The sequence below is a fragment of the Bacillus massiliigorillae genome (assembly GCF_000380245.2).
In the GTDB taxonomy this organism is placed as follows: domain Bacteria; phylum Bacillota; class Bacilli; order Bacillales; family DSM-1321; genus Bacillus_AD; species Bacillus_AD massiliigorillae.
Window position 1 is genome coordinate 1224723 of the sequence record NZ_HG428741.1, and the last position, 11368, is coordinate 1236090.

Annotated in this window: 6 protein-coding genes; 5 read left to right on the forward strand and 1 reads right to left on the reverse strand. The window is 37.5% G+C overall.

Annotated features, from left to right (window positions below):
- Window positions 1-41: 41 nt before the first annotated feature.
- The 3 genes from treR to TX86_RS05740 all read left to right on the forward strand — a co-directional run bounded on the left by treR (window position 42) and on the right by TX86_RS05740 (window position 3992).
- Window positions 42-752 (forward strand): trehalose operon repressor, encoded by a 711-nt coding sequence (treR, locus tag TX86_RS05730; protein WP_230203641.1) that lies wholly within the window; start codon window positions 42-44, stop codon window positions 750-752.
- A 340-nt stretch (window positions 753-1092) separates the two neighbouring features.
- The gene (locus TX86_RS05735; protein ID WP_042347094.1) at window positions 1093-2061 is read left to right on the forward strand and encodes a bile acid:sodium symporter family protein; all 969 of its coding nucleotides are present in this window, start codon (window positions 1093-1095) and stop codon (window positions 2059-2061) included.
- Window positions 2062-2399: 338 nt separating this feature from the next.
- On the forward strand, window positions 2400-3992 hold the full coding sequence (locus TX86_RS05740) for a malate:quinone oxidoreductase (RefSeq protein WP_268258240.1): 1593 nt from the start codon (window positions 2400-2402) through the stop codon (window positions 3990-3992).
- 176 nt (window positions 3993-4168) lie between these two features.
- On the opposite strand, the gene gltC is transcribed toward TX86_RS05740, so the two are convergent.
- The gene (gene gltC, locus TX86_RS05745; protein ID WP_042347096.1) at window positions 4169-5071 is read right to left on the reverse strand and encodes a glutamate biosynthesis transcriptional regulator GltC; all 903 of its coding nucleotides are present in this window, start codon (window positions 5069-5071) and stop codon (window positions 4169-4171) included.
- A 118-nt stretch (window positions 5072-5189) separates the two neighbouring features.
- Between gltC and gltB the strand changes: the two genes are divergently transcribed.
- Window positions 5190-9704, forward strand: a complete 4515-nt coding sequence (gene gltB, locus TX86_RS05750; RefSeq protein WP_042347097.1) for a glutamate synthase large subunit — start codon at window positions 5190-5192, stop codon at window positions 9702-9704.
- 19 nt (window positions 9705-9723) lie between these two features.
- Window positions 9724-11205 (forward strand): glutamate synthase subunit beta, encoded by a 1482-nt coding sequence (locus tag TX86_RS05755; protein WP_042347100.1) that lies wholly within the window; start codon window positions 9724-9726, stop codon window positions 11203-11205.
- Window positions 11206-11368 lie beyond the last annotated feature (163 nt).

The window sequence follows — 11368 nt, forward strand, 5'->3', positions numbered from 1 at the left end:
TTTATTTTTACACAATTTATGATAAAATATTTACGGTGATAATAATGGATAAGAAATACGTAAATATATATAATGATCTCGTTGATAAGATTGAAAACGAAGTGTATGTGGCTGATGATAAATTGCCTTCTGAGAAAAGTTTAATGGATTATTACAACGTTTCTCGTGATACGATTCGAAAATCATTAAATAAATTAGAGCAAAATGGTTATATTGCGAAAGTGAACGGTAAAGGTTCTTTCGTATTAGATATTCAGAAATTCGACTTTCCTGTATCAAAGGTAGTATCATTTAAAGAATTGACGGATCAATTAGGTGATACCGTTACAACAGAAGTCAAAGTTTTGGATTGTAGTATTCCCAGTAAAAATATAGCGAAGAAGCTAGGGCTTGAATCTAATGAAAAAGTATGGACAATCATTAGAAAGAGAATAATTGATGGACAAAAGGTTATTTTGGACAAAGATTACATTCCAGAGAAGTTTGTCGGTCAGTTAACAGAAGAGATTTGTCAGGATTCCCTTTATAGCTATATTGAAGGTGAGCTGGAATACAAAATTTCGTATGCTCGAAAAGAAATTACAGTTCAAATGGCTAATGACGAAGACAAAATGTCTTTAGATATGAAAGAATTCGATATGATTGTCGTTATTAAAAGCTACACATATTTAGATGACACTAGTCTATTTCAATATACAGAATCAAGACACAGACCGGATAAATTTAAGTTTGTTGATTTTGCTAGAAGATAATCATTTTATTAAAGAGAAGTATTGGTATGAGAATGACACCAATCCTTAATAATCAGGTGCCTAAAATCCTTTTTTGAAGGGTTTTAGGCATTTTTATTTTGTAGAAAATCTATAGGAGGTTGGAACATGTAAAGGAAGGGAGTTTCGCTAGTATATATGTGCTATTAAGTAAGATAAGTAATCTATTATTAGAATAATATTTCGTAAAAGAATGACTTTTAAGCTAAAAGATAATGAGATAATATAGTTCTAAGTAACTTAAATATTCTAATAATTGTTTATATTCAATTATTGATGTATAATTCCTATATTGTCATAATTTACTACATGGAGGTGCAACATGAAAGCTTTAGAACGTTTTAGCCAGTTTGTAAGTAGTACTTTTGCTATTTGGGTATTGATTTTTGCAACAATGGCATATTTATTCCCTTCATCCTTTACTTGGATTGGACAATACATTACGATTCTTTTGGGAATAGTTATGTTTGGTATGGGATTAACGATTTCGGGGTCAGATTTTAAAGAGGTTTTTAAGAGACCTAAAGATGTAGCCGTTGGTGTAATTGGTCAATTTCTCATTATGCCTTCTCTTGCTTTTATATTAGCAAAAGTGTTACAGTTACCACCTGAAATTGCAGTAGGGGTTATTTTAGTAGGATGTTGTCCAGGAGGAACGTCTTCCAATGTTATGACGTTCTTATCAAAAGGAGATGTAGCGTTATCTGTAACAGTAACATCGATAACAACAATCTTAGCACCTTTTGTAACACCAGCACTTATTTTATTATTTGCAAGTGAATGGATTGATATTGAACCATCATCATTATTTATTTCGATTGTTCAAGTGGTACTTATTCCAATTATTCTAGGTTTAATTGTACAGAAATTATTTAATAAGCAGGCAAAGGCGAGTGTGAAAGTGATGCCACTAGTTTCAGTAATTGCTATTGTGGCTATTGTTTCAGCGGTAGTTGCGGGTAGCCAAGAAAGAATTGCCGAAACAGGATTAATTATTTTTGCTGTTGTTGTGCTACATAATGTTCTTGGCTATTTAATTGGCTATTTATTTGCTAAAGTATTTAAGATGAACTTAGCGAAAAGAAAGGCAATTGCAATCGAAGTGGGAATGCAAAACTCTGGTTTAGGAGCAACATTAGCGAATGCCCACTTTTCACCTTTAGCAGCTGTTCCAAGTGCCATTTTTAGTGTTTGGCATAATATTTCTGGGCCGATTTTAGCAACCATTTTCAGAAAAATGAAAGAAAAAAATGAAGTGAATGTTGATTCCGATACAACTCAAAGTACATGAGGATAAAAGTGTTATTTTTGGAGAAAAAGCATCATTTCTATGAAATATACCTTGAAGAGATAGGTGTGGATTTAAATCTCTTGTAGGTCGTCTTATTAAAAGCTAAACCCCTTGATATATCAAGGGGTTTAGCTTTTTTTGTGAATCTTATTTTCATATAATTTTGTTTATTTTTTATAGTAGAAGTTTTAAATTTATATAAAAAAGTGCTATACTAATTATATCGTAATAGTAGAAATTTTTAATTTGTTTCAAAAAGTGATATACTAATTGTCATATAATAGTAGAAATTTTTAATTTACAAACGATAGTGATATACTATGATGAGGTTGAAATTGATGCAGAAAAGGTGTATAGCCCTGACTTGCAGCAGGAGCGTCTACAACCTTTCTGTAAATTCTAGGGGTATAAGGATGGGAAAAATGAGCAACAAACAAACTAGAACAGACGTTATCTTAATTGGTGCAGGAATTATGAGTGCGACTTTGGGTACAATTCTGAAAGAATTAGTACCGGACTGGAACATTAAAGTGTTTGAGAAACTTGATAAAGCAGGAGAGGAAAGCTCTAACGAATGGAACAATGCGGGAACAGGGCACGCTGCACTGTGCGAACTTAACTACACCGTAGAGAAACCAGACGGATCTATCGATATCAGCAAAGCTCTCAAAATCAATGAACAGTTTCAGCTTTCAAGACAGTTTTGGTCTTATCTAGTAAACCACAATTTAATTAGTAATCCACAGGACTTTATTATGCCATTGCCTCATATGAGTATGGTTCAAGGGGCAAAAAATGTAGAGTTCTTGAAAAAACGTTTCGAAGCACTTTCTAATAGCCATCTATTCCAAGGTATGGAATTTTCCGATGATTCAAAAAAACTGATGGAATGGATTCCGCTAATTATGCAAGACCGTACATCTAGCGAACCGATTGCGGCAACAAAAATTGATATTGGTACGGATGTTAACTTTGGGGCTTTAACACGCATGCTAATTGACCACTTAGAACGTAAAGATGTTGAAATCAATTATGAACATAAAGTTGAAAATCTTAAACGTACTAGTGATGGTTCATGGGAAGTAAAAGTGCTTAGCGATAGTGGAAAGCTTGAATATCACACTGCACAATTCGTCTTTATTGGCGGCGGTGGCGGAAGCTTACATTTATTACAAAAAACTGGTATTCCAGAAAGTAAACATGTTGGAGGATTCCCAGTAAGTGGATTATTCCTAGTATGTAACAATCCAGAAGTTGTAGAACAGCATCATGCAAAAGTATACGGTAAAGCAGCAGTTGGTGCTCCTCCGATGTCTGTTCCGCATCTTGATACACGATATATTGATAATAAAAAATCATTATTATTTGGACCGTTTGCTGGATTCTCACCAAAATTCTTAAAAACAGGTTCAAATATGGATTTATTAGGTTCTGTAAAACCGAATAATGTTTTCACTATGTTAGCAGCAGGTGCAAAAAACGTTCCATTAACGAAATACCTAATTCAGCAATTAATGTTATCAAAAGAACAACGTATTGAAGAGCTACGAGATTTTATTCCGAATGCAAAAAGTGAAGATTGGGATATTGTGGTAGCTGGTCAGCGTGTACAAGTAATTAAAGATACTCCTGCGGGTAAAGGTACACTTCAATTTGGTACGGAAGTTATTAATGCAGAAGACGGTTCTGTTGCTGCATTACTTGGTGCGTCTCCAGGTGCTTCTACTGCTGTTCATGTTATGCTTGAGGTAATAAAAAAATGCTTTCCACAACATATAAAAGAGTGGGAACCAAAAATAAAAGAAATGATTCCTTCTTATGGTAAGTCACTTGCAGAAAATCAAGAGCTATTCTATGAAGTTGATTCTTCAACAGCGAAGGCGCTTGGTTTAACTGAAAGCAAGTCACTACAGATGGTAGGAAGTAAATAATTGCGAATTTTTTTAAGCTATAACCCTGAAATTTTATCATTTTAAAGATTAAATATATATAAGTATAGAATAGGTGTTTTACTATTCTATTGAAAAGGGCTTCTCACAAAAAGTGAGAAGCCCTTTTTAAATAGATAAGAAAGTATAAAATTCGTAAAAGTCCGGTGACGATTTTCTTATTGGAATCTTGATAAGTGCGAAAAGTAGTTGTTCACAAAATTTAAAAATACTTGTTCAGATGGTGCAAGCTCCCTGTTTGATGGAGAAATAATCCCAACAGTACGAGAGATAACAGGCGATGCTATCGGCACTTTGACTGTAAAGCGCGGTACTGAATCATAAAGTGAACTTTCTGGAAGGAGAGTTACGCCGATTCCAGCCGCTACTAATCCCTTTAGTGCATCCATATCTTCTCCTTCAGAAGTGATGTTTGGAATAAAACCTGCTGCTTTGCAGGCATCGACCGCCACTTTTTGAAGAATATAACCTTCTGGGAAAAGTACAAAATTTTCATCGCGAAAATCAACTAAATTAACGTATTGATTTTTTGCAAATGGATGATTAGCAGGTAGTAAGGCACTAATATTCTCACTGAAGAGGATATTTGGAATGATGGATTCATCTTTTGGTGGAAGTGGTCCTAGAAATGCTAAATTCAACTCCCGATTTTTCACAGAATCAATTAAAAATTTATATGAGCCTTGTCTCAGATGGAAAGATATATCTGGATATTCCTTTTTGAAGGCGGAAATGACAGTTGGCAATACGTTACTTGCCAAACTTGTCGGAAACCCGATTTTAATTGTTCCCTTTCCTGGATTTAAGTACTCTTCAACTTGTTTTGCAGCATAATCAATCGCCTTAAGGGCAGTAATTGTATGTTCCAAAAAGGTTTTACCAATTGGTGTGAGCTTCACGTTACGACCAATCCGTTCAAAAAGTGGAGCTCCCAACTCTTCTTCAAGGTTAGCAATTTGTCTACTGACAGCCGACTGGGCTACGTGAAGATGTTCGGCTGCTTTAGAAATATGTTCACGTTCTGCTACCTCTACAAAGTACTGTAATTGCCGTAATTCCAATGTTTTCACCTCATTCATCTCATTAATAGATAGATTCCATCCAAACTATATATTGTTTATATTATTGCGAAAACTTTAAAATGTAAATACGTTAATGAAAGATTTGGGGGGATTATATATGACTTTTCATCAATATCCAAAAGCACAGGGGCTGTATGCACCAGAGTTTGAAAAAGATGCGTGTGGAATTGGAATGTATGTAAATTATAAGGGGCACCGATCACATGAGATTGTGAAAAACGGCTTAGAAATGTTATGTCGGCTGGAACATCGTGCTGGGCGTGGTGCAGACGGGAAAACAGGTGATGGAGCAGGAATTATGGTGCAAATCCCTGACTTGTTTTTTCAGTTGAATTGCACTGAATTACAATTGCCAGAAGAGGGAGAGTACGGCGTTGGACAATTATTTTTTACAGAAAGGGAAGAAGAACGTCTTGCTATTGAAGAAAAAATGAACGAGCTAATTGAAACGGAAGGACAATCGTTAATTGGTTGGCGCTGGGTACCGACGAATATAGAGGGGCTTAGTGAGATTTCAAAATCTACAGCGCCATTTGTACGTCAGGTGTTTATTCGCAAAAATGCTGATGACCGACTAGCGTTCGAACGTAAATTATATGTTATTCGCAAACAGGTTGAACATTGGGCGGATGAACAAGGCTTTGAATTTTATTGTCCGAGTTTTTCGAGTCAGACAATGGTATTCAAAGGTTTGTTAGCACCCGAAGAAGTTAGTCATTTCTATCAGGATCTTCAGAATAAGAGCTTTGTATCGGCGTTTGCCCTCGTACACTCTCGTTATTCAACAAATACGTTTCCATCATGGAAAAGAGCTCACCCGAATCGATACATTATCCATAATGGGGAAATCAATACATTGCGAGGTAATATTAACTGGATGCGTGCTCGAGAGCAACAGTTTGTATCAGAGACATTCGGGAATGATTTACAGAAAATTATGCCTATTATTGATGAGACAGGATCAGATTCATCAATGCTTGATAACGCCTTTGAATTTTTTGTTTTAGCGGGACGTACACCGGCACATGCAGCAATGATGCTCATTCCAGAACCATGGACGGAAAATCCTCGTATCGACAAGGATCGCAAAGCATTTTATCAATATCATGCAAGTCTAATGGAGCCTTGGGATGGTCCAACAGCCATTTGTTTCACAGATGGAAAGCAAATTGGAGCGATTCTTGATCGGAACGGCTTACGACCTGGTCGCCTTTATGTGACAAAGGATAATCATGTTATTTTTTCTTCAGAAACAGGTGTTATTGATGTGAGAGATGATGAAGTAGTTTTAAAAGATTACCTCAGTCCAGGCAATATGTTATTAATCGACCTTGAACAAGGAAAAATCATTTCTGATGATGAAGTAAAGTCAGAAATGGTGATTAAAGAGCCATATCAACAATGGATTGAAGAGCAAATGGTTAAGCTCGAAGTTGAAAAAGAAGAAACTATTCTACTCAATGATTTAACATTACGTCAAATAATTCACGGTTATACATTTGAAGATGTTCAGAAATATATCGTTCCTATAGCAAAGGAAGGAAAAGATCCACTAAGTTCGATGGGGAATGATACACCACTTGCAGTACTATCAGATCGCCCACAATCATTATTCAACTATTTTAAGCAGTTATTTGCACAGGTGACAAATCCACCGATTGATGCTATTCGGGAGCATGTTGTCACTTCAACGATGACATTGCTAGGTAAGGAAGGAAACCTACTTCATCCGAATGTGGAAAATGCACGTCGAATCCTGTTGGATACCCCAATTTTGACGAACAGTGAGTATAGTCAGTTACTAAAGAACCAAGAAAAAGACTTTCAATTCGCTGTTATCTCTCTTCAATATAAAGACAGTATTGAAAAAGAGTTGGGACGTATCAGACAACAGGCAGTGAAAGCAATCGAAGAAGGAAAAACGATAATTATGCTTTGTGACAATGTTGATAATCCTAGTATTCCTACATTACCAGTGCTTCTTGCAGCAAGCAGCCTTCATCAGTATTTAATTAGAGAAGGGAAGCGAACTAAAGTAAGCTTGATTGTTAACAGTGCGGAAGCTCGTGAAGTACACCATTTCGCTGCTTTGATTAGCTTTGGTGTAGATGCAATCAATCCCTATTTAGCATATGCGACAATTCAGGAAGCAATTGAAAAGGATCATTTGAAGATAGATTGCCAAATTGCAATGAAAAAATTTCGCAAAGGGATAGCTGATGGCGTTGTAAAAGTTATGTCAAAAATGGGGATTTCTACAGTCCAGTCCTATAGAGGCGCACAAGTTTTTGAAGCGGTGGGAATTGGTAAAGAGGTGATTGAAGAGCACTTTACCGGAACAACTTCTCAAATTGACGGTATCGATTTAAATACTATAGGCGAAGAGGCAAGACGACGTCATGAATATGCTTTATCTTCGATGGAACTTGAGCTTGAATCCGGATCGGACTTTCAATGGAGAGCTAGTGGTGAACATCATGCATTTAATCCGAAAACAATTCATACATTGCAATGGGCGACTCGGAAGAATGATATTGGATTATACCGCATGTATGCCGAGCTGGCAAATGAAGAACGTATCGGATTCTTACGTAACTTATTTGATTTCAAAAATGCTGAATGTAAAATTCCGTTAGAGGAAGTTGAATCGGTTGATTCCATCGTAAAACGCTTTAAATCAGGGGCGATGTCGTATGGTTCTTTGTCAAAACAGGCACATGAGACGTTAGCTATCGCAATGAATCGTCTTGGTGCTCGTTCAAACTGTGGTGAAGGTGGAGAAGATTCTGCTCGTTATATGCCTGATGAAAATGGAGATAATCGTCGCAGTGCAATTAAGCAGATTGCTTCAGGACGATTTGGTGTTAAATCACATTACTTAGTAAATGCAGATGAGCTACAGATTAAAATGGCACAAGGAGCAAAACCAGGTGAAGGAGGACAGTTACCAGGTAACAAAGTATATCCTTGGATTGCAGAAGTCCGTGGTTCAACTCCAGGAGTTGGGTTAATATCTCCGCCTCCGCACCATGATATCTATTCCATCGAGGATATGGCTGAATTGATTCATGATTTGAAGAATGCCAATCGCTATGCACGTATCTCTGTCAAACTAGTATCTAAATCAGGAGTAGGAACAATTGCAGCTGGAGTGGCAAAAGGAGCAGCTGATGTGATTGTGATTTCTGGATATGATGGTGGTACAGGTGCATCGCCAAAGACATCCATTAAGCATACTGGCCTTCCCTGGGAACTCGGGCTTGCAGAAGCCCACCAAACGCTAATGTTAAATGGCCTTCGTGATCGCGTCGTTTTAGAAACAGATGGGAAATTGATGACTGGTAAAGACGTGGTAATGGCAGCACTTCTTGGCGCGGAGGAATTTGGTTTCGCAACAGCACCACTCATTGTTTTAGGATGTGTCATGATGCGAGCGTGTCATTTGGATACTTGTCCTGTTGGAGTGGCAACACAAAATCCAGAACTCCAGGCCAAATTCATGGGCAACCCGGACCATGTAGTGAATTATATGCTTTTTGTAGCGGAAGAAATGCGTGAATACATGTCCGTGCTTGGTTTCCACACAGTAGAAGAAATGGTCGGCCGTACAGATGTGTTGGAAATTTCGGAACGGACGAAACAGCATTGGAAAGCTAGTCAACTTGAATTAACGACTCTTCTTCACCAATTGCAAGGTACTCGTACAAAACGACGTGAGCAAGACCATAGTATTGAACAAAGCTTTGATATGATGCATTTATTACCACTTCTTGAAGAAGCAATTGCTGAAAAACGAAAAGTAAAGTTGGAATTCCCTATTAAAAATACAAATCGTGTAATGGGAACTATTATTGGGAGTGAAATTTCACGTCGATATGGTGAACAAGGATTGCCAGAAAATACAATAAGATTGAAATTTAAAGGTTCAGCTGGCCAAAGCTTTGGTGCTTTTATCCCACGTGGTATGACGATGTCAGTAGTAGGCGACGTAAATGATTATTTTGGTAAAGGTTTATCTGGTGGAAATGTGGTGGCTATTTCGCCAATCAAAGGCGAATACGAGAAAAATGTCATTGCTGGCAATGTTTGTCTATACGGTGCAACTGATGGACATGCTTTTATCAACGGTCGTGCCGGACATCGATTTGCTGTGAGAAATTCAGGTGCCAATATTGTTGTAGAAGGTATTGGTAATCATGGTTGTGAGTATATGACGGGTGGACGGATTATTGTATTGGGTGATGTTGGACAAAACTTTGGAGCTGGTATGTCAGGTGGTATTGCCTATGTATTGCCAACAAACGAAGCGTTATTTAAAGCTCAATGTAATATGGAGATGATTGAATTTGCAAAGTTGGAAGATCAAGATGAAATCGAAGTTGTTCGTACATTGATTTTTCAACATTATGAACAGACAAAGAGTACACAAGCTCTTGAACTATTGGCGAAGTGGGAGCTGACTGTGTCGAAATTTATCAAAGTTGTACCAACAAATTACCAAAAAATGATGGATACAATCCATTTCTACAAGCTACAAGGTTTAACAGAAGAAAAAGCGGAAATGAAAGCATTCGTGGAAACAACGATTGGAAAAGAGCTTGCAACATCTTAATAAAGAGGAGGGATTTAAGATGGGGAAACCAACTGGATTTATGGAATATAAACGAGAAAAGATAAAGGAAAAGTCAACATTAGAGAGAATCTCCAACTGGAAAGAGTACAGCTCTCGGCTTTCTGATACATCACTGAAAACCCAGGGGGCACGCTGCATGAATTGTGGTACGCCGTTTTGTCATATGGGAGTTGAAATACAAGGAAAGGTTGCAGGTTGCCCTATCAATAATATTATCCCAGAATGGAATGATTTAGTATACAAGGGGCAATGGAAAGAAGCTTTGGAACGATTGCATATGACTAATAATTTCCCTGAGTTTACTGGGCGTGTTTGTCCAGCACCTTGTGAGGGATCCTGTACATTGGCAATTACAGATCCTGCGGTCGCTATTAAGTCAATCGAACGTACTATTATTGATAAAGGATTTGAAAATGGTTGGGTGTTACCACGGATTCCTAATAATCGTACCGGAAAAACAGTGGCTATCATCGGCTCAGGTCCAGCGGGTTTGGCTGCGGCAGATCAATTAAATCAATTGGGGCATAAAGTGACGGTCTATGAACGTGCTGATCGTCCTGGTGGTCTATTGATGTATGGTATTCCGAATATGAAGCTTGAAAAAGAAGTAATAGAGCGTCGAGTGAATTTAATGATTGAGGAAGGTATCAACTTCAGATGTGGGGTAAATATTGGCGTGGATGTTGAACCAGAGGAATTACGCTCACTGTATGATGCAGTTATTCTCTGTATTGGTGCACCAAAGCAACGTCATTTATATATGGAGGGTTCAGATGCAAAAGGCGTTCATTTGGCGATGGACTATTTAGCGGATGTAACGAAAAGTTTACTTGATACGAACTTCGAAGATGGAAAAGCGTTGAACGTGGAGGGGAAAGATGTAATTGTAATCGGTGGTGGTGATACGGGTGCCGACTGTGTAGCGACGGCTATTCGTCAGAACTGTAAATCCGTTCATCAATTTGGTAAGCATCCGATTTTACCGATTAGCCGTACGGAAGACCATCAATGGCCAAGAGATCCAAATATCTTCACATTAGATTATTCATATGCGGAGGTGAACGATGCGAAAGGTTATGATCCACGAGAATATTGTATTCAGACAAAAAAAATTATGAAAGATGAAAGTGGCCATGTATTAGAACTGCATACTATTCAAATGGAAAAAGTACTAGGTGATGAAGGCTTCTACTATTTCAAGGAGCTACCAGGCACTGAACGTATATGGCCAGCACAGCATGTATTTGTTGCGATTGGCTTTGAAGGAGTTGAGAAATCTCTTCCTGAGCAATTTGGTGTTGAAGTAGAGAATAATCGTATTCGTGCTTCAATTAAAGATTTCGAAACAAATGTACCAGGTATTTTCACAGCAGGTGATGCACGAAGGGGCCAAAGTTTGGTTGTTTGGGCTATAAAAGAAGGTCGGGGAGTAGCGGCAAGCGTTCATCAATACTTACTAGAAGCAAATGTAGCGCTATAAAGATAAGAAGCAGAGGAAAGTCAAAATATATTAGGAACTATTTAGGAAATGAATCAGGCGTAGAAAAATCAACTGTTTTTCTACGCCTGATTGTGTATTATTTTCTCTGTTTTATAGAGATTAAATCTTAATTGAGAGAATTGATAACTACAAATACAAAGTG

Bases quoted from the DNA above. Each gene is read 5' to 3' on its own strand.
- gltB (WP_042347097.1), top strand. From the start codon at position 5,190: ATGACTTTTCATCAATATCCAAAAGCACAGGGGCTGTATGCACCAGAG.
- TX86_RS05735 (WP_042347094.1), top strand. From the start codon at position 1,093: ATGAAAGCTTTAGAACGTTTTAGCCAGTTTGTAAGTAGTACTTTTGCT.
- TX86_RS05755 (WP_042347100.1), top strand. From the start codon at position 9,724: ATGGGGAAACCAACTGGATTTATGGAATATAAACGAGAAAAGATAAAG.
- TX86_RS05740 (WP_268258240.1), top strand. From the start codon at position 2,400: ATGCAGAAAAGGTGTATAGCCCTGACTTGCAGCAGGAGCGTCTACAAC.